Source organism: Pseudoalteromonas sp. J010, from assembly GCF_003934235.1.
GTDB lineage: Bacteria > Pseudomonadota > Gammaproteobacteria > Enterobacterales > Alteromonadaceae > Pseudoalteromonas > Pseudoalteromonas peptidolytica.
Genome location: NZ_RDBW01000034.1, coordinates 1 through 26,613 on the forward strand (window position 1 = coordinate 1; position 26,613 = coordinate 26,613).

General features: G+C 42.9%; 24 protein-coding genes. 4 read left to right on the plus strand and 20 right to left on the minus strand.

Annotated features, from left to right (window positions below):
* Nucleotides 1-223: 223 nt before the first annotated feature.
* From EAG18_RS17435 to EAG18_RS17505, 15 genes are all read right to left on the minus strand, one after another.
* Nucleotides 224-640, minus strand: a complete 417-nt coding sequence (locus tag EAG18_RS17435; RefSeq protein WP_125253641.1) for a F0F1 ATP synthase subunit epsilon — start codon at nucleotides 638-640, stop codon at nucleotides 224-226.
* Nucleotides 641-653: 13 nt separating this feature from the next.
* Nucleotides 654-2,039: a F0F1 ATP synthase subunit beta gene (gene atpD, locus EAG18_RS17440; protein ID WP_125253642.1), complete on the minus strand. Its 1,386-nt coding sequence runs from the start codon at nucleotides 2,037-2,039 to the stop codon at nucleotides 654-656.
* A 32-nt stretch (nucleotides 2,040-2,071) separates the two neighbouring features.
* A complete protein-coding gene (gene atpG / locus EAG18_RS17445) occupies nucleotides 2,072-2,932 on the minus strand; it encodes a F0F1 ATP synthase subunit gamma (RefSeq protein ID WP_125253643.1) in 861 nt (286 codons plus the stop codon).
* Nucleotides 2,933-2,984: 52 nt separating this feature from the next.
* Nucleotides 2,985-4,526 carry a F0F1 ATP synthase subunit alpha gene (gene atpA, locus EAG18_RS17450; RefSeq protein WP_125253644.1) on the minus strand — a complete coding sequence of 514 codons (1,542 nt, stop codon included), beginning with the start codon at nucleotides 4,524-4,526 and terminating at the stop codon, nucleotides 2,985-2,987.
* A gap of 14 nt (nucleotides 4,527-4,540) precedes the next feature.
* Nucleotides 4,541-5,074 (minus strand): F0F1 ATP synthase subunit delta, encoded by a 534-nt coding sequence (gene atpH / locus EAG18_RS17455; protein WP_125253645.1) that lies wholly within the window; start codon nucleotides 5,072-5,074, stop codon nucleotides 4,541-4,543.
* 15 nt (nucleotides 5,075-5,089) lie between these two features.
* Nucleotides 5,090-5,560 (minus strand): F0F1 ATP synthase subunit B, encoded by a 471-nt coding sequence (atpF, locus tag EAG18_RS17460; protein WP_010376882.1) that lies wholly within the window; start codon nucleotides 5,558-5,560, stop codon nucleotides 5,090-5,092.
* Between the two features lie 49 nt (nucleotides 5,561-5,609).
* Nucleotides 5,610-5,843: a F0F1 ATP synthase subunit C gene (gene atpE / locus EAG18_RS17465; RefSeq protein WP_010376881.1), complete on the minus strand. Its 234-nt coding sequence runs from the start codon at nucleotides 5,841-5,843 to the stop codon at nucleotides 5,610-5,612.
* A gap of 78 nt (nucleotides 5,844-5,921) precedes the next feature.
* Nucleotides 5,922-6,779 carry a F0F1 ATP synthase subunit A gene (gene atpB / locus EAG18_RS17470; protein ID WP_125253646.1) on the minus strand — a complete coding sequence of 286 codons (858 nt, stop codon included), beginning with the start codon at nucleotides 6,777-6,779 and terminating at the stop codon, nucleotides 5,922-5,924.
* A gap of 15 nt (nucleotides 6,780-6,794) precedes the next feature.
* Nucleotides 6,795-7,175, minus strand: coding sequence for an ATP synthase subunit I (locus EAG18_RS17475; RefSeq protein ID WP_125253647.1), 381 nt, complete (start codon nucleotides 7,173-7,175; stop codon nucleotides 6,795-6,797).
* 334 nt (nucleotides 7,176-7,509) lie between these two features.
* Nucleotides 7,510-8,448: a ParB/RepB/Spo0J family partition protein gene (locus tag EAG18_RS17480; RefSeq protein ID WP_125253648.1), complete on the minus strand. Its 939-nt coding sequence runs from the start codon at nucleotides 8,446-8,448 to the stop codon at nucleotides 7,510-7,512.
* A gap of 15 nt (nucleotides 8,449-8,463) precedes the next feature.
* Complete coding sequence (locus EAG18_RS17485; RefSeq protein ID WP_125253649.1) at nucleotides 8,464-9,249, minus strand: ParA family protein; 786 nt, start codon at nucleotides 9,247-9,249, stop codon at nucleotides 8,464-8,466.
* A 14-nt stretch (nucleotides 9,250-9,263) separates the two neighbouring features.
* Nucleotides 9,264-9,884 (minus strand): 16S rRNA (guanine(527)-N(7))-methyltransferase RsmG, encoded by a 621-nt coding sequence (rsmG, locus tag EAG18_RS17490; RefSeq protein ID WP_125253650.1) that lies wholly within the window; start codon nucleotides 9,882-9,884, stop codon nucleotides 9,264-9,266.
* A gap of 15 nt (nucleotides 9,885-9,899) precedes the next feature.
* A complete protein-coding gene (mnmG, locus tag EAG18_RS17495) occupies nucleotides 9,900-11,789 on the minus strand; it encodes a tRNA uridine-5-carboxymethylaminomethyl(34) synthesis enzyme MnmG (protein ID WP_125253651.1) in 1,890 nt (629 codons plus the stop codon).
* Between the two features lie 421 nt (nucleotides 11,790-12,210).
* Nucleotides 12,211-12,648: a flavodoxin domain-containing protein gene (locus EAG18_RS17500; RefSeq protein WP_125253652.1), complete on the minus strand. Its 438-nt coding sequence runs from the start codon at nucleotides 12,646-12,648 to the stop codon at nucleotides 12,211-12,213.
* 410 nt (nucleotides 12,649-13,058) lie between these two features.
* Nucleotides 13,059-13,856, minus strand: a complete 798-nt coding sequence (locus tag EAG18_RS17505) for an isocitrate lyase/phosphoenolpyruvate mutase family protein (RefSeq protein WP_125253653.1) — start codon at nucleotides 13,854-13,856, stop codon at nucleotides 13,059-13,061.
* Between the two features lie 439 nt (nucleotides 13,857-14,295).
* On the opposite strand from EAG18_RS17505, the gene EAG18_RS17510 reads away from it, so the two are divergent.
* The 3 genes from EAG18_RS17510 to EAG18_RS17520 all read left to right on the plus strand — a co-directional run bounded on the left by EAG18_RS17510 (nucleotide 14,296) and on the right by EAG18_RS17520 (nucleotide 18,684).
* Complete coding sequence (locus EAG18_RS17510) at nucleotides 14,296-14,496, plus strand: hypothetical protein (RefSeq protein WP_125253654.1); 201 nt, start codon at nucleotides 14,296-14,298, stop codon at nucleotides 14,494-14,496.
* Between the two features lie 167 nt (nucleotides 14,497-14,663).
* Nucleotides 14,664-14,969 (plus strand): hypothetical protein, encoded by a 306-nt coding sequence (locus EAG18_RS17515; RefSeq protein ID WP_125253655.1) that lies wholly within the window; start codon nucleotides 14,664-14,666, stop codon nucleotides 14,967-14,969.
* A gap of 127 nt (nucleotides 14,970-15,096) precedes the next feature.
* Nucleotides 15,097-18,684 (plus strand): hypothetical protein, encoded by a 3,588-nt coding sequence (locus EAG18_RS17520; RefSeq protein WP_125253656.1) that lies wholly within the window; start codon nucleotides 15,097-15,099, stop codon nucleotides 18,682-18,684.
* Between the two features lie 270 nt (nucleotides 18,685-18,954).
* On the opposite strand, the gene mnmE is transcribed toward EAG18_RS17520, so the two are convergent.
* A complete protein-coding gene (mnmE, locus tag EAG18_RS17525) occupies nucleotides 18,955-20,319 on the minus strand; it encodes a tRNA uridine-5-carboxymethylaminomethyl(34) synthesis GTPase MnmE (RefSeq protein WP_125253657.1) in 1,365 nt (454 codons plus the stop codon).
* A 352-nt stretch (nucleotides 20,320-20,671) separates the two neighbouring features.
* Here mnmE and EAG18_RS17530 point away from each other — a divergent pair, with 352 nt between their 5' ends.
* Nucleotides 20,672-22,861 (plus strand): winged helix-turn-helix domain-containing protein, encoded by a 2,190-nt coding sequence (locus EAG18_RS17530; RefSeq protein ID WP_185745615.1) that lies wholly within the window; start codon nucleotides 20,672-20,674, stop codon nucleotides 22,859-22,861.
* A 71-nt stretch (nucleotides 22,862-22,932) separates the two neighbouring features.
* Here EAG18_RS17530 and EAG18_RS17535 read toward each other — a convergent pair whose 3' ends face one another.
* From EAG18_RS17535 to yidC, 4 genes are all read right to left on the minus strand, one after another.
* The gene (locus EAG18_RS17535) at nucleotides 22,933-23,670 is read right to left on the minus strand and encodes a hypothetical protein (protein WP_125253658.1); all 738 of its coding nucleotides are present in this window, start codon (nucleotides 23,668-23,670) and stop codon (nucleotides 22,933-22,935) included.
* Nucleotides 23,670-24,128 (minus strand): TlpA disulfide reductase family protein, encoded by a 459-nt coding sequence (locus EAG18_RS17540; protein WP_125253659.1) that lies wholly within the window; start codon nucleotides 24,126-24,128, stop codon nucleotides 23,670-23,672. The genes EAG18_RS17535 and EAG18_RS17540 overlap by 1 nt, the downstream gene beginning before the upstream one ends.
* Before the next feature lie 16 nt (nucleotides 24,129-24,144).
* On the minus strand, nucleotides 24,145-24,816 hold the full coding sequence (locus tag EAG18_RS17545) for a cytochrome c biogenesis protein CcdA (RefSeq protein ID WP_125253660.1): 672 nt from the start codon (nucleotides 24,814-24,816) through the stop codon (nucleotides 24,145-24,147).
* Between the two features lie 161 nt (nucleotides 24,817-24,977).
* Nucleotides 24,978-26,612 (minus strand): membrane protein insertase YidC, encoded by a 1,635-nt coding sequence (gene yidC / locus EAG18_RS17550; protein WP_125253661.1) that lies wholly within the window; start codon nucleotides 26,610-26,612, stop codon nucleotides 24,978-24,980.
* Between the last annotated feature and the right edge of the window lies 1 nt (nucleotide 26,613).

Here is a 26,613-nt window from a genome sequence, read left to right on the forward strand (position 1 = left end):
GTTTCATTCTATACTACAAGGTGGTGAAAACAACAGTTAATTTGCATTTAGTTAAAACTATCCATCTAAAAAACGATGCAAAAACCAACAAAAAATACAAAAACAACAAACACGATCATTTTAAAAACAATATATAAACAAATTAAATATTATCTTAATAAATGTAGATATATAAAAAAACCCACGCATTGCGTGGGTTTTTGATAACCAGATAGGCGGCTGCTTATTTGCGCAGCTGGCGTAGAAGGCGTAGTTGAGCAAGAGCTTCTTCAAGCTGCAATGCCGCACGCTGATAATCCAGCTCGCTTGCAGTGCCAGAAGCTAATTGCGCCTGCGCTTCACGTTTAGCTTCTTCAGCAGCTTGCTCATCAATTTCATCCGCACGAATAGCTACGTCCGCAAGGACGGTAACTGTTTTCGGTTGAACTTCAAGCGTACCGCCGGCAACGTAGATAACTTCTTCTGAGCTATCTGCTTTAACCAAACGTACCATACCAGGTTTTAGGCCAGTCAGTAGTGGCGCGTGGCCAGGGTGAATACCAAGTTCACCTTCACTACCTGTCACTTGAATCGTAGCCACTTCGCCAGAGAATAAACTCTGCTCTGCACTTACTACGTCAAGGTGTACTGTCATTGCCATAACAACCTCCTAATTACATGTTTTTAGCTTTATCAACTGCTTCGTCGATTGAGCCAACCATGTAGAATGCCTGCTCAGGCATATCATCGTAATCACCGTTTAGGATGCCCTTAAAGCCAGAGATTGTGTCTTTAAGAGATACGTATTTACCAGGTGCACCTGTAAATACCTCAGCAACGAAGAATGGCTGAGATAGGAAACGCTGGATCTTACGTGCACGAGATACTACTTGCTTATCTTCGTCAGATAGCTCGTCCATACCTAGAATTGCGATGATGTCTTTCAGCTCTTTATAACGCTGAAGAACTGTCTGAACGCCACGTGCTGTATCGTAGTGCTCTTGACCGATAACTTGTGGGTCAAGCTGACGTGAAGTTGAATCTAGAGGGTCTACCGCAGGGTAAATACCTAGAGACGCGATATCACGAGAAAGTACTACTGTCGCATCTAAGTGAGCAAACGTTGTTGCTGGAGATGGGTCAGTCAAGTCATCCGCAGGTACGTATACCGCTTGGATTGAAGTGATTGAACCAGTCTTAGTTGATGCGATACGCTCCTGTAGAACACCCATTTCTTCAGCTAGTGTAGGCTGGTAACCTACTGCTGAAGGCATACGACCTAGAAGTGCTGATACTTCAGTACCTGCTAGTGTATAACGGTAGATGTTATCTACGAAGAATAGTACGTCACGACCTTCGTCACGGAACTTCTCAGCCATTGTAAGACCAGTTAGTGCAACACGTAGACGGTTACCCGGTGGCTCGTTCATCTGACCATATACTAGCGATACTTTGTCTAGTACGTTTGAGTCGTTCATCTCATGGTAGAAGTCATTACCCTCACGAGTACGCTCACCAACACCTGCGAATACTGAGTAACCGCTGTGCTCGATTGCGATGTTACGGATAAGTTCCATCATGTTTACGGTTTTACCTACACCCGCACCACCGAATAGACCAACTTTACCACCTTTAGCGAATGGACATACAAGGTCGATAACCTTGATACCAGTCTCTAGAAGTTCAACTGAGTTGCTCTGCTCTTCGTATGATGGTGCTGCACGGTGAATAGACCAACGCTCTTCTTCACCAATAGGGCCCGCTTCATCAATTGCATCACCAAGTACGTTCATGATACGACCTAGTGTTGCTGTACCAACTGGAACCTTAATTGGCTCAGCTGTACCTTGTACTGGAGTACCACGACGTAGACCGTCAGTACTACCTAGTGCGATACCACGTACCACACCGCCACCTAGCTGCTGTTGCACTTCTAGTGTCAAACCAGCTAAGTCGCCTTCTGTAACTTTTAGTGCGTCATATACGGCTGGCACGTTGTCTTGTGGAAACTCGATGTCCACAACGGCGCCGATAATTTGGACGACCTTACCTAAACTCATGTCTATTCCTCTTATTAAACTTTGCCGAAGCGTTATACGGCAGCCGAACCGCTCACAATCTCACTAATTTCTTGTGTGATTGCGGCCTGACGTGCCTTGTTGTATACCAGCTGTAGCTCATCAATCAGGCCACCTGCGTTATCTGTTGCGGCTTTCATCGCAACCATACGGGCAGCTTGTTCAGAGGCAGCATTCTCAACTACACCTTGGTAGACCTGAGACTCAATAAAGCGCACTAATAGTGTCTCTAAAATCGCCTCTGGGCTTGGCTCATATAGATAATCCCAAGCGTGAGCTGATACATCTTCTTCAGCTTTTGGCAAAGGTAATAACTGATCGATAACAGGCTCTTGTTTCATTGTGTTGACAAACTGGTTGTACACAACGAATAAGCGGTCAATTTTGCCTTCTTCAAATGCTTTAAGCATTACTTTTACAGGACCAATAATATCCTGAACTGAAGGCGTATCTCCTAACCCGGTCTTCTTGGCTTCTAGCTCACCGCCAAAACGCTTAAAGAAACCAGCAGCTTTGCTGCCTAGAGCTGCGAACGTTGCCTCAACCCCTTTGTCTTTCCACGCTTTTGCGTCTCTTACTACTTTTTTGAACTCGTTTGAGTTCAAACCACCACATAGACCACGGTCTGTAGAGATAACAATGTAACCAACTCGCTTCACTTCGCGTTCTTGTAAGAACGGGTGAGTGAAGTCAAGATTAGCCTGAGCAACACGACCGATCACTTTGCGTAAGTTTTCAGCGTATGGACGACTAGACGCTACGCGTTCTTGTGCCTTCTTCATTTTAGAAGCGGCAACCATCTCCATTGCGCTGGTGATCTTTTGAGTATTCTTGATACTCCCGATCTTGCTTTTTATCTCTTTTCCGCTGGCCATGACTCTCTCTCCGAATCTCGGTGAGTAGTTCCCTACTCACCTTAATAACACATTACCAAGTTTGCGTAGATTTGAACTTCTCTAGAAGTTCTTTAAGCTGCGCTTCGATCTCGGCGTTGTAGTTACCAGTTTCATTGATTTGAGCCATTAGCTCTGCGTACTCGCTCTTAGCAAATGCGATTAGGCTTGCTTCAAAATCAAGGATCTTGTTGATTTCGATGCCTTTTAAGAAGCCTTTCTCTACTGCAAATAGCGATAATGACATATCAGCAACAGACATTGGTGCGTACTGTTTCTGCTTCATTAGCTCTGTTACACGCTCACCGTGTTCAAGCTGTGCACGCGTTGCATCGTCAAGGTCAGAAGCGAACTGAGAGAACGCCGCTAGTTCACGGTACTGAGCTAGCGCTAGACGGATACCACCACCTAGTTTCTTAACGATTTTAGTTTGCGCTGCACCACCTACACGAGATACCGAGATACCAGCGTTAACCGCTGGACGGATACCTGCGTTGAACAAGTCAGTTTCCAAGAAGATCTGACCGTCAGTGATTGAGATAACGTTGGTAGGTACGAATGCAGAAACGTCACCACCTTGAGTTTCAATGATTGGCAATGCCGTCAATGAACCTGTTTTACCTTTAACTTCACCATTTGTGAACTTCTCAACGTAGTCAGCGTTTACACGTGACGCACGCTCTAGAAGACGTGAGTGAAGGTAGAATACGTCACCTGGGTATGCTTCACGGCCTGGTGGACGCTTAAGTAGTAGTGAGATTTGACGGTAAGCAACAGCTTGCTTAGACAAATCATCATATACGATTAGTGCATCTTCACCACGGTCACGGAAGTATTCACCCATAGTACAACCAGAGAATGGCGCTAGGAACTGAAGTGCTGCTGATTCTGACGCAGAAGCAACAACAACAATCGTGTTCTCAAGTGCACCGTGTTCTTCTAGTTTACGTACTACGTTTGCAATTGTTGACGCTTTTTGACCAACCGCTACGTACACACACTTAACGCCTGTGTCTTTTTGGTTGATGATAGCATCGATTGCTAGTGCTGTTTTACCAGTCTGACGGTCACCGATCACAAGCTCACGCTGACCACGACCAACTGGGATCATCGCATCGATAGACTTATAACCAGTTTGTACTGGCTCATCTACTGATTGACGCTCGATTACGCCAGGTGCGATTTTTTCAACTGGTTCAAAACCATCGTTATCAACAGCGCCTTTACCGTCGATTGGCTCACCTAGTGTGTTAACAACACGACCAAGTAGACCACGGCCTACTGGTACTTCAAGGATACGACCAGTTGATTTAACTTTTACGCCTTCTTTAAGGTCTGCGTATGGACCCATTACTACAGCACCTACTGAGTCACGCTCAAGGTTTAGTGCGATAGCATAACGGTTGCCAGGAAGCTCAATCATCTCACCCTGCATACAGTCAGCAAGACCGTGGATGCGGATGATACCGTCGGTAACAGATACGATAGTACCTTCGTTACGCGCTTCACTTACAACTTCAAACTGTTCAATGCGTTGCTTGATCAGTGCAGAAATTTCTGTGGAATTAAGTTGCATGCTCTTTTTCCCAATTACGATTGTAGCGACGTCGCAAGACGATCTAACTTGCCGCGAACAGAACCGTCAATTACGGTGTCACCGGCTTTAATCACTAGGCCACTTACAATGGCTTCGTCGATGCTACAATTCAGCTTAACTTTGCGTGCGAAACGTTTCTCAAGTGCCGCGACCAATTTTGCTTGCGCATCATCCGCAAGCGCTGTTGCCGAAACCACATCTACTTCGATTTCTTTGTCATAATCTGCTTTAAATTCAGCAAACAATTCTGCAACAGCTGGAATGGCAGCTAAACGCTCATTTTCGGCCATCAGCTTGATAAGGTTTTGACCTTGTTCGTTGAGTTGCTCTGCACATAACTTGATAATGATTTCAGACTGCTGTGTTTCAGTAGCAATGCTACCTAGTAGTGCCTGAACCTGCTCATCGCTGGTAACTTGACCAGCGAAGAACAGCATTTCATTCCAAGCTTCAACTGTGCCTTTTTCAACGGCAAGTTCAAAAGCCGCTTTAGCGTATGGGCGAGCGATAGTAGTCAATTCAGACATGCTCATACCCCCTGCTTAAAGCTCAGCGACAAGTTTTTCAACGATGTCACTGTGTGTGGCTTGATTGATTTCACGCTCTAAAATCTTCTCAGCGCCTGCGATAGAAAGTGCAGCGACTTGTGAACGCAGCTCTTCTTTCACACGGTTGCGCTCAGACTCAATTTCAGAGTGTCCCTGAGCAATGATTTTTTCACGCTCTTGCTGACCACGAGTCGTCTCTTCGTCAACAATTAGCGCAGCACGCTTCTTAGCTTGTTCGATGATTTCAGCCGCTTGTGCTTTCGCTTCTTTGAGCTGTTCAGCGCCTTGTGCACGTACGCGCTCAAGTTCTTTTTCAGCTTCATCAGATGCTGCTAAACCATCTTCGATTTTCTTTTGGCGAGCTTCAATCGCACCATTTAGTGGTGGCCATACGAACTTCATACAGAACCATACGAAGACCACAAATGCGATTAATTCACCTATTAGAGTGGCGTTTAAGTTCACGACCGCTCCTCCTTACTTGACAGTTGTTCGTTTCAGGTATTTTGCAATATTAAAGAGCGAACAACATGTACATAGCGATACCTACACCGATCATTGCAACGGCATCGATAAGACCAGCTAGGATGAACATTTTAACTTGTAGTGAAGGCGCAAGCTCAGGTTGACGAGCACATGCTTCTAAGAACTTACCACCCATGTTACCGAAGCCTAGTGCAGTACCGATAGCACCAAAACCGATTAGTAGTGCAACAGCGATAAGTTTAATAGCAACTGCGATTTCCATTTTTATCTCCAAAGTTTCAATAGTAAATTAAAGTTAAAGTTTAAATTTAAGTATAAAAAATCTTTATTATTCAGCTGATTAGTGACTTTCTGTACTAGCCATGCTGAGGTAAACGATAGTTAGCATCATAAATACAAATGCTTGCAGTACGATTACCATAATGTGGAATACTGCCCACACGAAGTGCAGTGGTAACTGCATTAAACCAATTGCACCGATAAGGATGAAGATCATCTCACCAGCGTACAAGTTACCAAACAAACGCAGTGCTAGTGAGAATGGCTTAGCCACTAGTGCGATTGTCTCAAGTAACAAGTTAAATGGAATTAAGATTGCCATCATTAGCTTGTTCTTAGAGCTAAATGGGTGCAATGTTAATTCTGCAATAAAGCCACCGATGCCTTTGATTTTAATTGAATAACCGATCATCAGRATAAACACACCTAGCGCCAGTGCCGCAGTCATATTTAAGTCTGTTGTAGGTACAATTTTCATGTATACATCGTGTGAGTCCATACCAAATGCTTGTTCACCAACAAAGCCGGCAAATGCAGGTAGGAAATCAACTGGAACTAAGTCCATCAAGTTCATTAAGAATACCCAAACGAAAATCGTTAGGGCCAAAGGTGCAACTAACTTGCTGTTACCGTGATAAGTATCGCGAACGTTGGCACCAACGAACTCAACAACCATTTCGATAAAGCACTGGAATTTACCAGGAACACCTATAGTGGATTTTTTAGCGGCACTTCGGAAGATCCATAAAAATATCAGACCTAAACCGATTGACCATGCGAGGGTATCTACATGCCATGTCCAGAAGCCACTATCCGCACATGCTTTGTTGAAGGCAAGACCGGCATCGGTCGAGCACATCTTGGCATTGGTCAAGTGGTGCTGAATATGGCTTGATAGAGTAACTTCTTCTGCAGCCATGTTTTATCCCAAAAGTTAATGATTAAAAAAAATCAGGACTAACCATTGTGTTAGCATCACGAGCATATACACACCAAAGAATGGCAGCATCATTACTGAAAAATGCTTAAAAATCAGTGCAAAGAGCACAACAGTTAGCAAAAATTTTAATCCATTTCCTCGTTTTATCGAGGAATATACTTGATTTGCTTTGCTCGCGCCCATAAAACGAAAAGCATAAGCAGCAAATACAAAATTAGGGAGTACTAACACAGCCCCGCCAGCTAATGCTGAAACTCCGGCTTGTACTCCCCAACCCATAAAAACGATTACTGCAGCGATTAATGCTACGATACCCTGAATCAAAACACCTTTTAATGCGGCTCGCCGATATGGACGGGCTAACGAATGAGTCACTTTATATTAACCTTAATGACGTTAAATTTTATCAGGGTATGAAAACTGGCGAAATTATACTTGTTTCTGCTTAATTTGCAACTTGACGCGATGAAATGTGACGTTTTTTGGACTCAAAATAGGTCATATTTTGTTAAGTAAGAGCGCGTAGATTGGTCGCACTTCGAAGGTGATTGCTTTTACAGCGAAGCTCTGTTGTTTGGAGCTGTGCAATAAACTGTAAAGACGGTAATGTGATGTCTGACTCAACACCACATTACCAGTTAGGCTAGGGGGCTTAGCTAGTTGGACTCAAACACAAAAAGTAGCAGTGCTTTTAGTCAACATTTTAATCTTAATTGGCATCGTTCATCTCAGGGTTAATACGCCCTAAGATACCATCGAGTTCATCTAAGCTCGCATAAGAGATAACCAGTTTACCTTTGCCTTTTTGGTTATAGTTAATCTCAACTTTTGCACCCAGGTTTTCCTGTAATTGCTGTTCCAATAGCTTCACATCAGGATCTTTTTGCTTAACAGCTTTTTCCTCAACTGGTTCTAGAATTGTACGTACCAGTTTTTCGGTTTCCCTAACCGTTAACCCCTTAGCAACAGCCGTTCTAGCAGCTTCTGATTGGGATTCACCACTGAGTGCTAACAAACAACGCGCGTGACCCATTTCAATATCACCATGCTCTAACAATATTTTTACATCGTCATTGAGATTGTTTAAGCGCAGTAAGTTAGTCACTGTGGTACGAGATTTACCCACAGCATCTGCCACTTGTTGATGTGTTAGCTCAAACTCATTCAATAACCTATCAAGTGCTATTGCCTCTTCCATCGCATTAAGATCTTCACGCTGAATGTTTTCGATCAATGCAATGGCAACCGCGGCTTCATCAGGAACATCTTTAACTAAGCAAGGGACTGTGTCTTGCTTGGCTAACTGCGCAGCACGCCAACGTCGCTCACCGGCGATGATCTCGAACTGTTGAGCTGACACTTTACGCACCACGATAGGTTGCAAAATTCCCTGAGATCGAATTGAGCTGGCAAGTTCTTCCAGTGCCTGTTCAGACATATCTTTACGCGGCTGGTATTTACCCGGCACTAGCCACTCTATGGGTAAACGTTGTAACTCTTGCTCGATAACTGGCTCTGCACTAGGTTCACTTTCGGCAGTCACCGGCTGCTCAGCGGCCGTAGCAGGTGCAGATGCACTTGGATTAGGTTTCGCCGAACTCAAAAGGGCATCCAACCCTCGGCCTAAACCTCGTTTTTTAACCGACATGTTCTTTTTATCCTCTTAGGCAACCGCAGCTGCTTGCTTTTCTTTGCGTCTTAGCATTTCCCCTGCAAGAGCAAGATAGGCTTTTGCACCACTGGATGCTCTATCATAATACATCGCTGGAGCACCAAAACTTGGTGCTTCCGCCAAGCGCACATTCCGTGGGATCACAGTACGATACACTTTATCACCAAAGTGCTGCTTTAGCTGTTCGGATACATCGTTTGCAAGGCGATTACGCGGATCGTACATGGTGCGTAAAATGCCTTCAATTTGCAATCCAGGATTTACCAATTTGCCCAATTGAGTGATGGTATCCATCAAGGCGGTCAACCCTTCAAGTGCATAATACTCACACTGCATAGGCACTAACACCGCATCAGCTGCTGCCATCGCGTTAACTGTGAGCATATTGAGAGAAGGTGGGCAGTCAATAAATATATATTCATATTTATCTTTGACGGCTTCTAACGCATTGCGCAATCTAACTTCACGGGCAAATAACTCCATTAGTTTGACTTCAGCAGCCGTTACATCGCCATTCGCTGCGATCAAATGATACTCACCGCTAGTTTCAGTAGAGATGACTTGATCGATAGGTGACTCTTCGATCAACAGATCATACACCGTCGCCACATCACCATATTTATCGACACCGCTTCCCATCGTTGCATTACCTTGAGGATCGAGATCGATCAGTAATACTTTACGTTTTGTCGCCGCCATGGACGCGGCCAAATTCACCGCAGTGGTTGTTTTACCAACACCACCTTTTTGGTTTGCTATTGCAATGATTCTTGCCACATTGTCCTCGACAATTAATCTTTAGAAAGAATGATTAAATGGCGCTCACCGTCTAGTTTAGGCACCACTAAGCTAATATCTTGCGATAAACTCACACCGTTTGGTAGCTTTTCTAGCTCATCAGCAGGGTACTGTCCCTTAAGCGCTAAGAATACACCTTGGTCATCGATTAAATGCGAGCACCACTGGATCATATCTTGTAGTGATGCAAAAGCACGGCTGAGTACACCGTCTAATTTAACACTTGGTTGATATTCTTCAACACGAGACTGCACAGGGGTGACATTATCAATGCCAAGCCCATGTTTTACCTGCATTAAAAACCGGACTCTTTTACCAAGGCTATCAAGAAGAACAAAATTGATGTCCGGTCTAGCAATCGCTAACACCATACCGGGTAAACCAGGGCCTGTGCCAACATCAATATAATTGCTACCTGTTAAATGCGGTGCGACGACTAAAGAATCCATGATGTGTTTCACCATCATTTCTTTAGGGTCTCGAACGGAAGTGAGATTGTAAGCTTTATTCCATTTATCCAGCAGTTGGACATAGTCGACCAACTGCTGCTTTTGTTGTTCGCTGAGCTCAATTGAGGTATCAGCGAGTAATTCATTCAATTGTTCTAATAACACAGTGTTCCACTGCTATTACGCCGACTTACGCAATAGCCCTTGCTTTTTCAGATACACTAATAATAGCGAAATAGCAGCAGGGGTGATACCAGAAATACGTGAAGCTTGGCCAATCGTTTGTGGACGCGCATCAGTTAGCTTTGCCACAACCTCATTTGACAGGCCACTTACCTGGCTATAATCAAAATCCGCTGGCAATACTGTTTCTTCATGACGTAGCTGTTTATTTATCTCATCCTGCTGACGCGCAATGTAGCCTGCGTACTTAGTCTGGATCTCAACTTGCTCAAGAGCAGGGATGTTATCAAACTCAGATCCTAGCCCTTCTATTGCCATGAGATCATGGTAATTAACTTCCGGGCGACGGATTAAATCTTCAAGACTGGCTTCGCGTACGAGTGGCTTTTTCAGCAGTTCGTTTACCGCATCAAGTGCTGGATGATCTTTATGGATCCAAGTGTTGCGTAAACGCTGTGCTTCTTGTTCCATGACTTCAAGCTTTTCATTGTAAGCTGCCCAGCGTTCATCATTAACAAGACCTAGCTCGCGGCCTTTTTCAGTTAATCGTAAATCTGCATTATCTTCACGTAATAACAAACGGTACTCTGCACGAGAAGTAAACATACGATAAGGTTCTTTGGTGCCTAATGTTGCTAAGTCATCAATCAGCACACCGGCATAAGCTTCATCACGGCGAGGAGTCCATGCTTCACGACCTTGAACCTGAAGTGCCGCGTTCATACCCGCGATCAGGCCCTGAGCACCAGCTTCTTCATAACCAGTGGTACCATTGATTTGACCAGCAAAGAACAGGCCATTGATAAACTTTGTTTCTAGTGACTGTTTAAGGTCACGTGGATCGAAGAAATCATATTCTATTGCATAACCAGGACGGCAGATATGAGCATTTTCAAAACCTTGGATCGAGCGTACGATCTCTAGCTGAATATCAAATGGTAAGCTGGTGGAAATACCATTTGGATATAACTCGTAAGAAGTTAGCCCCTCAGGCTCAACAAATATCTGATGCTTTTCTTTATCAGCAAAACGTACAATTTTATCTTCAATAGAAGGGCAGTAACGTGGACCTATACCTTCAATCACACCAGCATACATAGGTGAGCGATGCAAATTATTGCGGATCACTTCATGAGTTTTTTCATTGGTATAGGTGATATAGCATGGGATCTGCTTTGGATGATCAGACACTTTACCCATAAATGAGAAAACCGGAGTAGGGGTATCGCCTGGTTGTTCTTGCATCACTGAAAAATCAACCGTTCGTGCGTCGATACGTGGTGGAGTACCCGTTTTTAGACGATCAACACGGAATGGCATTTCACGTAAACGTTCAGCTAGGGCGATAGAAGGTGGATCGCCAGCACGGCCGCCTTTGAAGTTTTCTAAACCTATATGGATCTGACCACCTAAGAAGGTACCAACCGTTAGCACCACAGAAGAAGCACTAAAACGTAATCCCATCTGTGTCACTACACCTTTGACCTGATCCCCCTCAACAATTAGATCATCACAAGATTGTTGGAAGATCTTTAAGTTATCTTGGTGTTGTAAAATATCTTGGATCGCGGCTTTATATAATGCGCGATCTGCTTGAGCGCGAGTTGCCCGTACCGCTGGACCTTTAGATGAATTTAATGTTCTAAACTGGATCCCACCTTTGTCGATGGCCGTGGCCATTGCACCGCCAAGTGCATCGATCTCTTTTACTAAATGACCTTTACCAATTCCACCAATTGCCGGGTTACATGACATTTGGCCTAAGGTATCCATATTGTGTGTTAACAATAAGGTATTCATACCCATTCGGGCTGCTGCGAGTGCAGCTTCTGTGCCTGCGTGTCCACCACCAACAACGATGACATCAAAATGTTCATGATAAATCATTTACGGGATCCTACTTAAAACAACCGAGCAAATTTAGAAAGGATGCGTATTCTACCTAGAATTAACCAGAAGTGAAATGGTTAAACTTTAGACAACGCAAAAAAGAGATCTCTTAAAATATATAAGGATCTTTTTAAAGATCTTTATTGATCTTACTATTACTGATCCTATGATCTGTGAATAGTTTTGTATTCCTTTTTAGATCCAACTGCTTAGCTTAGATCAATTGATGTGAATTAGATCGGATCAACAGGCTTAAAACCTTTGATCAACTTGGCACTTTATTCACAGGCTTAGATCTTGATTATTTTATCCAATGGATAAGTAACCTTAGATCTGCAGTTAGATCAGAGGTTATCCACAATGCGATCTAAAATAGACTAAATTTGTGTATAACTTCTGTGTATTTATGATCGCCTCATTAAGCGATACTGTCGATAAACTTAGGTAGCCAAGCAATAGCGGTATCTTCTGGTAGATCAGATTGTAATACATCGATCTTTTCCACGTCGACCAGCAATGTCGCTCCTTTCTCTTTTAACAAGGCTGCAAGATTAAGTGCTGCATAGTTAAAGGTGTCATAACTTGAGTCGCCAATCCCTATCACTGCAAAGCGCAGGCCTTGGAGATCTGTTGTATCGTTTAGGGCTGATATAAAAGGCAATAGGTTTTCAGGATAATCTCCAGCACCATAGGTTGATGTGACCACCAGCCATAGTGTTTGTTGACATGCCTCAAGCTCTGGTTGCTCATGTAGGTTCACTGCAATGCCATGGGATTTAAGTGACTCTACTACTTGTTCTGCAACATATTCTGCTGACCCCATTTGACTACCAACGATCAGATCTAAAGTTTGCATTATTACCTTACCTAAGCTTCTAGTGCGCGACATCTTAGCGATTAACGTGAATATGTAAAGGGTAACACTTACGTTGTGGGAATTTTTTTTTGCTCAAATTCTGTTTGATTTTTTAGTTTTTTAATTATAGCTATGAATTTAAAGAAGAAAATAAAATATTCCTTATGGTTTATAGGTGATTTACTTGTGGATAATCTATGAGCTAGTTGAGTTTAACTGTACGTAGCTAAGGTGATGTTTCGCATTAATAAGTGGTTGATATCGCCATTATGGATGCAAGCAGTAAGGTTGTGGATTAGCGATTGTGGATAACGATCTAAATGGTTGAAGTTGATCGGTTTTTTTAGATCTATATAGTTAGATCCATATAATAAAAGAATCTAAAAAAACCGGGAGATCTAGCCATTAATTTAATTTGACTGCCATGTTATGCCGACAGAGTGTTCAAATAAGAAGTCAACTGTTGCTTCTTTAAGCATCCTTTTAGTTACTGACTCCTGCTGCGCTATCATGTGATCGCTCAGTGCATTTCCGGATGAGATACGTTTGACACCCAATTCTGTGAGCTGCTGTTTATCACTTAGTCCGGGCATCAACATTACGTTAACTGGAATCGAAAGTAGAGTAGTCAGGCGCTTTATCGTGACAAGTTCAGTTAAACCGGGAATAAAAAAGCCATCGCAACCCGCTTCTTGATAAGCGAATGCACGTTTAAGTAATGCTGTTTCATTCCATTGTGGTTGTAAGCAAAGATCGCAACGTGCATTGATAAAAAAGTGTTTAAAACCAGCGTCACGTAATGCTTGCCTGATAGCATATAGTAATGACTGGTGTGCTTGAATATCACGTAAACCGTTCTGATGACTGGGCGTGTCTTCAATATTGATACCAGCAACACCAAGATCTGCCAATTGAATAATATGCTTGATGATCTGACTTTGATCCTCGCTGTAGCCTGCCTCAATATCAACGCTTAAGGGAATAGTGATCACCTTAAGAATGGCACTGACTATTTGTAGCACATGATCAAATGTGAGTTGTTCTCCATCTTTAAAGCCTTGATGATTAGACATGCCCCAACTTGTTGTTGCAACTGCTTGGCCACCAGCTTGCTCAATAATAAGTGCCGATAAAGGATCCCAACAATTAGCAATAAAGAGGGGGTTGGGGTTTTGATGAAGGGCTTTAAAAATTGTTCGTTTATTCATTTTATTTCTCGTAAGTTTAAATACTTAGCATAAATATTCTTGTCAGAACAAACTGGCCACATTCGGCACTCAACATTTTTATACGTATTTTCACAAAAAAGTAAGGTGAGTCGCTTACTTGAAAAATATGTATGATTTTCATACATATGAAGAAGTTTTCAACAATATCCGTATTTTTATAAAATTTTATGTCATTGATAAATAAACTTTTTGTTTATTTTCTCATTATTTGTTATCCCATTCGCTTTGATGTTAATACTGATTATGAATTGTACAAAATAGCAAGGATTGCTTTGGTAAACGTTTTTACTTTTACATCAAAACTGGATTTTGCTTGGGCAATGAGATGTTTTATCGATTTATTCTCATTCCAGATAAGTCGATATAAACAAGGTGCTTATTACTAGCCGTTACATAACCGCAAAGTTAAGGAAAAAACATGAAAAAATTAATTGAAAAAAGTGCGCTATCTAGTATTTCTGGTGGTAGTGGTGTTTTGGATCCATTAGACCCAGCGTCGTCTGTTTTACATCCTGTTAGACCTGAATCTTCAGTACTGCACCCAGTGAGACCTGAGTCTTCAGTATTACACCCTGTTAGACCTGAGTCTTCGGTATTACACCCTGTTAAGCCCATCTAATACATAGATTTAATACGCGTTGGCATATGTGTTGTTGCCAACGATATTACCTTATACTTTACTTTTTATTAATATAATTCAAAGACTTAATTTTATATGTTGTATTGACCTCATGATTAAGATTGGAAATAATGCTTTTGACTTTAAGGAACACTAAAAGGTAAAGCATGGAGAAGAAACTGCGCATCAGTGCCGCTAAAGATTGGTATTCATTTCGCATTAGCGCTTCTGGAGAGCTGGAATTTAAACGTGTTGCACTATGGGCCGCCGATAAACATGGTTCAGTAACAGGACTTGTCTCTGGTACTGTGAGCAAAAAGTTCGCCAACTATTTATACAAGTCATCATACACACATGGTGGTTATATTCATTGGGATGATATGACACCCGATCAACAGAAAAAGGCAAAGCAGGACTGCCAAATAGACGTCGACAGGTTAAAAGAGCTACAAGAGGACGATACTAGCTCGTAATCGACACCCGCTGCTTTTTAATATTTACTTGAAATCACCGCAGTTTACATAACTGTGCTTCATTATTTTTTCTACTCTATAGTCCGATTAGTGCGGCTATACGTTAAATCCAATTAGAAATAACGACATGAATCAATTCGATAAAAACCAGATTATCACGCTGGATATTCAAGACCCGCAACAAATCAAACTAGCATTAACACAATATAAAGCTTTATTAGATGAGGATAGGGCTTTTAGCGATAGTCAATTTGATGTTGAGTTTAAGCAACTGGGAAAAGACGGTAAACGCCGCCTACAACCACAAGATAGCGGCAACAACCTTAAGTTGCTGCAGTCTGCGTTAAACTTAGGCCAAGAAGGCGGATCGCACCACTATAACCACCCTATAGATGATGATACTGAAACTTATATTTCTGAGGTTATTCTGTTTGCAGCTGCGCTGCAATATCCTGAAATTAAAGAGGTTGTTGTAGAAACCGCCCAAGCCATCGTTGCTTATAGTCGACGCCAAAACGATACAGACGAAATGTGGCTTGATGATATGCGGGTATTTGGCGTAGAAGCATTATATATGCTTGCAAAGACGGATATACGATATGCCTACTTGCTTGCACAGTTTTTTGTGCCTTATTGGGATGATGAACATGCCTGCGGTTACGAAAGCTATTTAAGTTCGATACTTCATGAGCATGGCTGGCACAATGAAATAATCAAAGCATTTATATGGTGTGACAACGAGAGCTTTAGATCTGGCATGTTCCAAAATGATCGATATAGTGACGATTGTAGCTACCAGCCATTGGGGGAATATTTATGCCAGCACCCCGAGCACTACGAACAATTTAAAGCATTAGTCGTTGCACGTTTCCAAGCAGAGCCTGTATTACTTGAGCGTGTGGATACTATGTGCGATGAGGATGAAGAAGAAGACTTAAGTACTTATCAACCCGTCGTGTCTCTATACCAATCGCTATTCCCTCATACTTGTTTTTATGACGATGAAGAAGCCAAAGATAGCTTTATGGCAATGCCATTTTTTGGCAGCACGCTCGAAAATGAAGCGTATGATTTACAGCAAAAAGTCCAATCACAGGTTGTAGGGCCGCTCGTTAAAATAGCACAAAGTGCCATTACTGCGCGTGCAAACTATCGCGCCTATCTCGCCAGAGACGAGAGAAAATATGAGCTTAACTATGGTAGCAATTTATTGAAGCCCTTAGTGCTAGCTATGCCCCAAGGTGAATCATTGTGGCGCTATATTGAAAGTGGTGAGCCACACACCGTGTTAGAAACACTCTTTGAAGTTGATGTACTTGAATTAGCGAAACTGCATGCCAGTGACATGGCTGAGCATCTTATTGATCAATTGAGTAGTTTCGAGCGCAATAACCAAGGTATAGCCGACGAATTGGAGTCGGTGCTCAGTCTTGTACGGGGCGATTTATTGACTGATCACTTCAGTGAAGAAGTTGAATATACACAACCAAATGGCATGGTGCTGACGCTTACGGTACGCAAAGATACAGAAACGAATTTACTACAAGCTCGTGCTCAGCAATACTTGCGCGTGATTGACGTATTTTACCATGCTCTAGGCAAACGTGAGTTTAGTAAATATATGATGGCATCACTTACCGAAGGTGATGAGGCGCTACTTTCTAGAGAAGCCTACTATCAGCGCTACACTCAACTCTCCTTATCTGATATTGAAAGCGCAGCAGAAAGTGCTAAAGCCAAAAATATTCAATCGATATTTCGCCACTTTACTAATCACGATGAATTACTGTGTCGCAAGCACCTAAACTTGGTTGACGAGCATTTTCGCTCATCCCGTGCGCTTTGCCATCCAGAGCAGTGGCCGCAATTGGATATGGGCTTAATGACACTGGCCAGTTATCACCTTCACAGTGATTACAATCAGCGTATTGGCGATGATATTACAGAGGCGCTGGTAACTTATCTTAACGATAATCATATTTGGCAACTCGCTGCCCAGCACATAATTAAAAAATGTCATAAAAAGTCAGACCGTTATAACCACGAAAATCTGGGGTTATCTGAGGAGCAAATAGCGCGGATCTGCGAACACTTTACTGCAGACACGCCGCAAGATGATTTGACCAGTATATTGGCACTAGTACAGCCACACTTGTATCGAGATGAGTGCTGTCTCGGCGATCTTTACTTAAACAAATTTAGTGAGCAGCAACCCAGCTATCAGCTTTTTAAAGATCATGATGATGACTTTCAGCGCTTTACCTTAGCCGCATTTTGGTTGCGGCAATTACCTTTACCCTTACAAAATAAAGCAGAGCGTTTGTGGCAATTTATTATTGCATTGGCGCCTGTTAGGGTTGCACGCAATGTGCTTCGTGCTTATTCAGATGATCATTGGGATATAGAGTTTAACAATATACTCGATGGGATTGATGTCTATGAGCACTTAAGTAGAGCTGGAATAGATAGCGGTATTCTGAATGCCTATGAAATGAGTTATCAACGTTATGACTTCGGGCGTTACGTAAATTGGATAGAGATTTACAGCGAAATAGTCAGTGATGATACCAGTATGTTTGGTAGCATGGGGCGTAAAAAAGCCAAAGCCATGGATCGGGGGCTTGCGTATATTAATGAGCGCACGAAAGTTGAGTTTTTACATCATGTATCACTCAAACATCCTGAAGTTGCAGTGGACTTTGATCATGACTTGCGCCGTGCGATAGATATTTTTGTGCAATTAAATCTGCACTCTTGGGAGCATGCGTTGGCACACGAGTCAGGTAAGGATTGTCTGTATTTTGGTGAAGGTGAAAAGTTACCAAAGAAGCTGCATAAAGCCATTGTGGCAGATAGCCTTTCAATACATGATAAACCTTGTCATGTTGATGGTCGAAGTTGGGAAGCCTGCACTGTGTTGCAGCAGCAAGGAGACAATTACGTGATTGTGATGGCCGATCATGAGGTGCCGCTTGCTTGGTATGAAGACAGACTGCCGTCGGGACCCTTATTGGTATTCTCAGAGCGGGTTGAACGTGCTGCTATTGTAAAGCGCGTTGCTGAACTTCAAGTGCAGTGCAATCGTATTAACGGGATTGTTGAACAAACGATGGCTTATCTAGATAACGAAATAGAGTTTGACGCCATGGCTGCGCTGTTCAAAGAGCAAATATCCACCGAGTTTATGCGTATCGATGCCGATGAATACCACATGTATAGTCTGCGTCAATTTGTGTGGATGCTAGATGTTAAGCGTCGCAACAAACTGGTACGTCTGCTTCTTAATCATGACTATCGCGGCTTTAAATTAATTGAAGCGCAAATGGAGCAACCTTGGTTGTTACACCAACTGGCACACAATGAAATTGATTTTGAGACTTATCTATCAAACAGCGATGAGTATGAAGGTGAAGCATCCGAGACCGGTATGGCATTTTTACTCGCCTGGTTATTTGATATCGGCGTTAAATCCGAACACCTGATGCTGTTTTGTATTAAGCGCAGCCATTTTGACGTGTGTCGTGAGTTTATTGTGGCACACGCCCGTGGCCAATATGGCAGTTTTAAACAGAGTTTGAGCTACCTACACGCGGGTCGCCGTGCTGAACTTCCTGAAATATTATGCCACGAAGCAGATGCTGAAGTATTGCTAGCTCCATTGAAAAAAGACAAATCTCGTAAGGTAAAAGAAGCAGTCAGCTATTACTGTAGCTAACCTGAGTTCGGATAATTAATGCCTTTCTAGCAACCTGCTTTAGCGCTAACTGCGTTGAATTCACTTCCAATAGCCAGCTATTGGTACGTAAATTCGCCTTGTTATCCCCAAAACTGTCTGGCTAGAGAAGGGGATAATTTAATGTGGTCTTGAAAACAACGAGTCAGCTCATTCCTTATCTAAGCCTCAGGTTAGCTAGTGTGTAACCATACGCCCGGAAATTGGGCGTATGACAACTCAAATATTTGGATGATTTATCCGAAGCTCAGGTTATTTACCAATACAGAATGAGCTAAAGATTTTGCCTAGCAAATCATCTGAGGTAAATTCGCCGGTGATCTCATTGAGGTATTGCTGGGTAAGGCGCAGTTCTTCTGCCAGAATTTCACCGGCAATGTGCATCTCTAGCTGAGTTTGGCCTATTTCTAAGTGCTCAGCAGCGCGTTCTAGGGCGTCTAAATGACGACGACGAGCCATAAAGCCACCCTCAGTTGCACCTGTGAATCCAATACAGGCTTTTAGGTGTTCTCTCAATAAATCAATGCCTTGAATATCTTTGGCACTCAGGCGAATAAGAGTATGGCCATCACTCGTGGTAGTGCCAATGGCTTCACCGCTCAAATCGACTTTATTGCGGATCACCGTAATCTCCATACCTTGCGGTAGTTGCTCAATAAAATCAGGCCAGATCTTCGCAGGATCGGTTTCGTGGGTTTCTGTGCCATCTACCATAAACAGTACATGATCGGCACCACGGATCTCTTCCCAAGCACGCTCTATGCCTATCTGTTCTACTTTATCTGGACTATCACGAAGTCCTGCAGTGTCGATAATGTGAAGCGGCATACCATCGATATGAATGTGCTCACGCAGTACATCCCGTGTGGTACCTGCAATGTCTGTAACAATCGCGGCTTCACGGCCAGCTAAGGCATTGAGTAGCGATGATTTACCTGCGTTAGGACGACCTGCAATCACCACGCGCATACCTTCACGCATAATACTGCCTTGCTTGGCTTGTTTACGCACTTCAGCGAGTTGCTGAATAATGCTCTCAAGATCTCCTGCGACTTTACCGTCTGATAGAAAATCAATTTCTTCATCGGGGAAATCAATTGCAGCCTCTACATACATACGAAGGTGAATTACTTTTTCGACTAATGCGTTGATATGTTTAGAGAAGTCACCTTGGAGCGAATGTAGCGCACTTTTTGCAGCTTGCTCGCTGGTGGCATTGATCAAGTCTGCGATGGCTTCTGCTTGCGTTAAGTCTAGCTTGTCGTTCATAAAAGCACGTTCTGAGAACTCACCAGGCTTTGCCAAGCGCACTTGCTCGATTTGGCTTATCTCCTTTAGCAGCATATCAAGGACAACCGGACCACCGTGGCCTTGTAGCTCAAGCACATCTTCTCCTGTGAATGAGTTTGGTCCTTGAAAGAACAGCGCAATGCCTTGGTCAAGCTGTTCACCTGCTAAGGTATTGAATGGCAGGTATTCGGCATAGCGAGTTTTTGGGCATTTACCTAAGATTTGCTCGGCGACCGCTTTGGCTTTACTACCTGATACGCGAATAATACCAACGCCACCGCGACCCGGAGCGGTAGCCTGTGCTGCTATGGTGTCTTGTGCAATCATGATGACTCTTTAGACTGTCTGGTTAATAGACATAATTGTACAGCAATAGATATATCTCAGGTATAGCTGCTAGATAATATCTACAAGTGTTGGTTCCCTTGCGATTTTGTTTTTGTTCTTCGGAGTGTACTGTGGCTATAGCGTTTGACTTGTCGCTTCGCGGTTCAAGCGATAATTGAGCGATATGGATTTGACCTAGTGTTGGTAACAATCAAGTTGGAAAGGTTGGCTTAGCTTCATTTTAGCAGTTAGATGACTTTGCTTAGGATTAGTCGTGTTTGTTAGTTATAGTATAGGTACAATACTTACTGGATACTTCTGGTAATAGGTTTGTATAAGGGAAATAAACACCGTGTTGTACTTCTTACATTTTCGCTTTGATCCAATGACATTGTGCTTATATCGTGATGCTGTGCAAGTTCCATTGCGGCCAAAGGTTGCACAGCTATTGGCATATTTTTTAACGCATCCAAATCAAGTTGTTGCACGTGAAACATTACTAAGCAGCCTCTGGCAACATGGCGAGTTTAGAGAAGCCGCACTCACTCAAAGCATTACAGAGCTCRGGCAAGCACTGAGCGACAGTCCCCAAAATCCAACGTTTATCAAAACTATCCCACAGCAAGGGTATTTGTGGATTTGTCCTGTTGAACAGCCGCATTCAAGAAGCCTAATTTCACATGTTACTAAGCTAGGGAAGAAAGCCACAATATTGCTCACCGCGGTTGGCTTAACAGCGATTATTAGTACAGTCAGCTTATATTTTTTATCTGCACCAAAGCCGGTTTCAAGCAAGGCTAGTGTCACATTGCCGACACTTATTATCCCACCTATGGCTAATGAAACGGGTGTACAAGCAAATGCGTGGTGGGGGTATGCGTTGGAAGCTGCACTACGGCAACAGCTGCAATCTAGTTATCACTTAGTACCCAAAAGCCAGTATCCAGAGCTTTCTGACAGTGATAAAACTAAAAAGCTCACGCTTTCTCTTAAACCGTTACAACAACGATTTCTATTAACGGCTAGTTTAGCAAGCGAGCGCACCGAGCTGATAGTCGAACAGCTAGATGAAAACTTTACAGCTATTGCAATGCAAGTCATAACACAACTAGCACTTAAAACTGAAGCGATAGATATGGCTCCCTTTAATCGTGGCATGCGTGACTATTATCGCGGTGTCCAAGCGTTAAATGAGCAAGGTCCAAAGCTAGCTAAAGCATACTTTGAAGCGGCGGTTATGCAAATGCCAGATCATATAGAAAGTCAGCTTGAGCTTGCACAAATTTGCTGGTGGCTTGGGGACATACAGTCTGCACATAAGCAGTTTGAGCATATCTCACTGAGCACAGCATCTATCGCGACGCAGGCTCGCTATCACTTGTATTATGGCGAGTTTTTAAAAGCAACAGGACAAGCGCAGCAGGCCTTGCAACAAGCGAAATTGGCATTGGATGTGGCACAGCAAAGTCAACAGGTTGAATTAATAGCATCTGCTTATCAACTTCAGGCGGACGCCTATTGGAGCCTTCAGCGCTGGGATGAATACAAACAAGCAATGAATTCAGCGCATGTTTTGGTGGGGAGTCGCTCTTTTGCCTACAGCGAAGCGCAGCGCAGCTTTTATTTAGCTAATCCACCCGCAGCAGGGCCGATAGAAAAGACTTTACTCAACTTAGAAAAAAGTAAGCCAGTCCTTGCTCAAGCGATCACTTACTATCAGCAAACGGCACAAAAATTAAGCTTAATTAAGGCATTATTTGCTTACGGACAAAACTATTTAGTGCCTGTTAGTGAGAGTGAACCAAGCTTATTAAAGGCGTTAGAATTGGCGCAACAGGGCGGCTATCACCATCTAGAAATGCAAGTACTAACTTACTTGGGGTTTTTCTATATTCAGCTTCATCAAGGGGAAAAAGCGCTTGATTACCTAAAGCAAATTACACCCGAACCACGTTTTGCGCCTAGTTATGAACAGCAGCAATTACTGATAGGCATGGCGCAAATGGATATTGCACTGCAAACGGGTGATGAAGAAGCAATGCAAAGCGCAATTTTACAATACCAAGCATTGCTCAAAAGTGATGATATATCTGTCGTGACGCGGGCGAACGTTAAATTATTACTCAGTTGGACATTGATAAAAGCAGGAGAGCTTGAGTCTGCCGAGCAGCTCTCACTGGAGGCTATGCAAGCGTATCAAACGCTACAACTACAGGAAGTTGAAACCTATGCGCTTTATACTCAAATGTATATACATCTTTTAAATGAAGAGCCGCAACAAGCACTTGATATTATTAGTTCACAGCAACACCCCAGCTCGCATCTTTTGCTACTTTATGGTGCTGTAGCCGCTGATATGGCGAAAGAGGAAGCGTTACAGCAAGACTTTTCAGACAAACTCACTGAGCTTGAAAATAGTCAATTATTACAGTTGCAGTTGCAGCAGTTACGACAGCAAAGCCGCATCGATAAGCGCTTTATTGCTGAGCTTATTGATGCGCCGTATAGCGTATATTGTCAAAGTAAATGGACGATAAATTAGCTCGAGATCTCCCTAAATTTACAATCTTGTTTGAGCAGCCAGTCTTCGCTTAAGCTGGCTGCGACAGGGAATTAGTCTAAGCTCGGTGGTTGATTACCGCGATATACCACTTTGCCTTGTTTGTCTTGTACCAACCAATAAGGTAATTCACGTACATCAAAAGCACTGAATACCTCATTGTGGTGATCGAACACAATATCGTGTTTGATATTAAAGCGCTTTTGATAAGCATAAGCACTTTGCTCGTCGACGTAAAATGGCTTAATTATCGTTAGCACGGGATAATCGCTGACTGCTGCGAGGTGATTATTCATTTCAATTTTCATTTCGCATGCTGGAATATGTTGAAACGGACATAAGCTATCACTGAAAAATAGCACTCGGTATTGGCTATTAACTGTTTTAATAGAAAACGGCGTACCGGTTAGTGTTTGTAAAGGAGCGCCTGCCTTTTCTTCTGCACCGATAGCGGTTGCTGTAGACAATTGCTCTCGTTTGATAACTTTACCATTTTCAACGAGTACACGCATGGGGGTTTGCCTCACTGAAAATTGCAGCATTAACTGATTTTGCTTATCAATTTTGATATTACCGTAACTAGGGTAAGCCGCTTTAAACTGCTCTAGACTTGCATCATCAATATTGATATCTGGCTGCAATATAACTCTCGGAGCTGATGGTGCGGGTAATGAGGTTGGCTGCACATACTCATCCCAAATATTGATAAAAATATACTCTTGTGTGCTCGCCTGCGCAGACATACTTAAATAGATGGTAATGTGCACAAGTAGTAATTTGATTAGTGACATTAGTTTACTCCTTGTAGTGCGTTTAGGWGCTGCTGTAGCTCATCGGTAAACAGTGCACTGCGATAAATTTCTTTACCGTTTTCATCAATTAAGATGTGCTGCGGTGTACCTAATACTTGAAACTGTTGGGTTATCTTACCGCTTTCATCAAATACCGTTGGAAATTGATAATTATGTTTATCAAGATAGGCTTTGATACCTTTTTCTGACTGATTGAAGCCGATATTAATAGCGATAACCTGATAGTGGTCATTGGCTTGTTGGTAGCTTTGTTCAAGTAGCGGCATCTCCTCAATACAGTAAGCGCACCAAGTTGCCCAAAATTTTAAATAAGTGATCTTCCCTTTGCTTGTAATCACATTGTTGGTCAGTGTACTAGCATTCAGTACGGGGTAGTCCTTAGCCGTCGATGTGGTGCTCAATAAAGTGAGTAGCAAATAAAAAATGATTCTGTTCATGGTAGTTCCTTCACTGTTATAGCCAGCTTTTGCCAGCTTGAATAAGAAAATATTGCGCCATTGCGACTAAGAGTAGTGCTGTGACTGTGGTGATGTGATTAAGCCATGCCCCTGATTTTGGCAACTTATCTAAAAATCGTGTGCTAAACCCAGCAAGCAACAGCAAGGTGCTCATTCCCAGGGCAAAACTAAATAGCAACATACCGCCCAATAAGGGCTGCTGAGCATTGGCCACGAACAATAACAGACCGCCCAGCACAGGTGATGTGCAAGGTGCTGCAACAAAGGCGCTGGCCATGCCCATGAGTAGCGGAGCAGAGGCTGTATTACTGAAGGCTGTGGAGAATGCAGGCAAGGGGAGTAACCCTTTTGATACTGCTGCAAAGTAAAGTAGCAGATTTGCAAAAATCAGTAGCACCCAAGGGTTAGTGGCAATTTGGCCGAAAAAGCTACCTGTGAGTGCGGCTACGAACCCAAGTGCTGCATAGACAGCTGCAAAGCCAATAGCGTACAACATAGGTGCAAGGCGGATATGACGTTGCTGACTCAACGTAGCAACAGTAATAGGTAAGATAGGATAGACACAGGGAGTAAAACTGGTGAGAACACCTATTAGCAAGGCGAGGGGGATTAACCACCAGCTTGTTTCCGCACTAGAAAGTGCCTGTAGTAACGTTGATTCAAACATCGTCTTCTCTTTGCGTGCTGTATTTGCAAATGAGCATGACGGATAGTGTCTATCTGACCTATCAAATTAGCATAAAATTACCATAAAATATTATCAAGTTATTGTTTTTAAGACATAAAAAAACGGCTCATTAGAGAGCCGTTTTTTCTGAATACGGGGAATTAACCGCGTACTTTCATGCCTTTTTTCTCCATACCACGGTAGATAATTAGCATCTGCGCGATAGAGATAAGGTTTGAAACCAACCAGTAAAGTACTAGACCTGATGGGAACCAGATAAAGAAGATAGAGAACACAACTGGCATGTAAGTCATCATCTTTTGCTGCATTGGATCAGTCACAGTCATTGGCTGTAACTTTTGAGTAAGGAACATACTTGCGCCAAATAGCACAGGTAGTACATAGTAAGGGTCCATCGCAGATAAGTCAGTTAGCCATAAGACAAATTCAGCATGACGTAACTCTGTTGACTCAAGGAAAACGTAAAATAGCGCAAGGAAGATTGGCATTTGTAGTAATAATGGGAAGCAGCCACCCATAGGGTTTACTTTTTCCTTACGGTACATCTCCATCATCGCTTGACCGAACTTCTGACGGTCATCGCCATAACGCTCTTTTAATGCCTGCATTTTTGGTTGCAGCATGCGCATTTTAGCCATTGAAGTGTATTGTGCTTTGGTCAGTGGATACAAAGCGGTTTTTACAATCAATGTAATCGCGATAATAGCCAGGCCCCAGTTACCCAAAATACCATAAAGGAACTTAAGTAGTGTGAGTAATGGCTGCGAGATAAACCATAACCAGCCGTAGTCTACAGTTAGGTCTAAGTCTTCTTGAATAGCCTCTAGCGCCTCTGTGTCTTTAGGTCCCATATAATACGTTGCTGTAATCGTTGCAGCGGTATTTGCTTGAACATTGGTCGGTTCACTCTTCATGCCAATAATGCCGTTACCGCTTCTTAGTGTTGTGTACACAGTATTATTGGTTTGCTGATCAGGAACCCAAGCGCTTACAAAGTAGTGCTGTAGAAATGCGACATAACCACCTTGGGTATTTTTATTAAGGTTCGCTTCAGCCATATCTGAGAAGCTGTATTTCTCGTAAGGCTCTTCCGCTGTACCATAGGCTGCACCAAGGTAAGTTTGGTCAACCATGCTGCCTTTATCCTGACGAGTACGCTTGATTTGTGTGTAAAGCTGCACTTGTACGGGATCTGCCGTGGTATTGTTGACATGATACTCTAGGCCAACGTCATATTTACCAGCATTGAAGATATAGGTTTTGGTGTACTGTACGCCTTTTTCATCAGTAAAAGTAAGAGGTACGCGTAATGTATCGCCTGCTAACTCATAGTGAGTTTGAGTTGACTTGTACACTGGGCGGCCTGATTTATTCGCGTCAGGGCCGTTTAAACCAATTAAGCCACTTTGTGAAATATACTGCTTAGCATCAAATTCACCAAGTAACAGGTAAGGCTGATCGCTGCCATGGGTTTCTGCATGTTGGAGTAATTTAGCTTCAACGATGTCGCCGCCTTTAGTATCAACTTTTACCGCAAGTACATCGGTAGTAATACTAATAACAGAACGTGTCGCCTGAGTTGCCACAACAGGCACATCGGATTGGCTAGACGCTGGAACATCAGTTTGATCTTCTGTTGGGGTTGAGTTCGCCACTTGATGTGCGGCGGCACTGGTACCAGTTTGAGGCTGGTTTTGTTCTTGTGTCCACTCTTGGAACAATAGGAACGAAACAAGCAACAAACCGATAAATAAAAACGTGCGTTGCGATTCCATA

What these genes read in the sequence shown, in the direction of transcription:
- EAG18_RS17435 (WP_125253641.1), bottom strand. Translation starts at nt 640, where the DNA reads ATGGCAATGACAGTACACCTTGACGTAGTAAGTGCAGAGCAGAGTTTA.
- atpD (WP_125253642.1), bottom strand. Translation starts at nt 2,039, where the DNA reads ATGAGTTTAGGTAAGGTCGTCCAAATTATCGGCGCCGTTGTGGACATC.
- atpG (WP_125253643.1), bottom strand. Translation starts at nt 2,932, where the DNA reads ATGGCCAGCGGAAAAGAGATAAAAAGCAAGATCGGGAGTATCAAGAAT.
- atpA (WP_125253644.1), bottom strand. Translation starts at nt 4,526, where the DNA reads ATGCAACTTAATTCCACAGAAATTTCTGCACTGATCAAGCAACGCATT.
- atpH (WP_125253645.1), bottom strand. Translation starts at nt 5,074, where the DNA reads ATGTCTGAATTGACTACTATCGCTCGCCCATACGCTAAAGCGGCTTTT.
- atpE (WP_010376881.1), bottom strand. Translation starts at nt 5,843, where the DNA reads ATGGAAATCGCAGTTGCTATTAAACTTATCGCTGTTGCACTACTAATC.
- EAG18_RS17480 (WP_125253648.1), bottom strand. Translation starts at nt 8,448, where the DNA reads ATGTCGGTTAAAAAACGAGGTTTAGGCCGAGGGTTGGATGCCCTTTTG.
- mnmG (WP_125253651.1), bottom strand. Translation starts at nt 11,789, where the DNA reads ATGATTTATCATGAACATTTTGATGTCATCGTTGTTGGTGGTGGACAC.
- EAG18_RS17500 (WP_125253652.1), bottom strand. Translation starts at nt 12,648, where the DNA reads ATGCAAACTTTAGATCTGATCGTTGGTAGTCAAATGGGGTCAGCAGAA.
- EAG18_RS17505 (WP_125253653.1), bottom strand. Translation starts at nt 13,856, where the DNA reads ATGAATAAACGAACAATTTTTAAAGCCCTTCATCAAAACCCCAACCCC.
- EAG18_RS17510 (WP_125253654.1), top strand. Translation starts at nt 14,296, where the DNA reads ATGAAAAAATTAATTGAAAAAAGTGCGCTATCTAGTATTTCTGGTGGT.
- EAG18_RS17515 (WP_125253655.1), top strand. Translation starts at nt 14,664, where the DNA reads ATGGAGAAGAAACTGCGCATCAGTGCCGCTAAAGATTGGTATTCATTT.
- EAG18_RS17520 (WP_125253656.1), top strand. Translation starts at nt 15,097, where the DNA reads ATGAATCAATTCGATAAAAACCAGATTATCACGCTGGATATTCAAGAC.
- mnmE (WP_125253657.1), bottom strand. Translation starts at nt 20,319, where the DNA reads ATGATTGCACAAGACACCATAGCAGCACAGGCTACCGCTCCGGGTCGC.
- EAG18_RS17535 (WP_125253658.1), bottom strand. Translation starts at nt 23,670, where the DNA reads ATGTCACTAATCAAATTACTACTTGTGCACATTACCATCTATTTAAGT.
- EAG18_RS17545 (WP_125253660.1), bottom strand. Translation starts at nt 24,816, where the DNA reads ATGTTTGAATCAACGTTACTACAGGCACTTTCTAGTGCGGAAACAAGC.
- yidC (WP_125253661.1), bottom strand. Translation starts at nt 26,612, where the DNA reads ATGGAATCGCAACGCACGTTTTTATTTATCGGTTTGTTGCTTGTTTCG.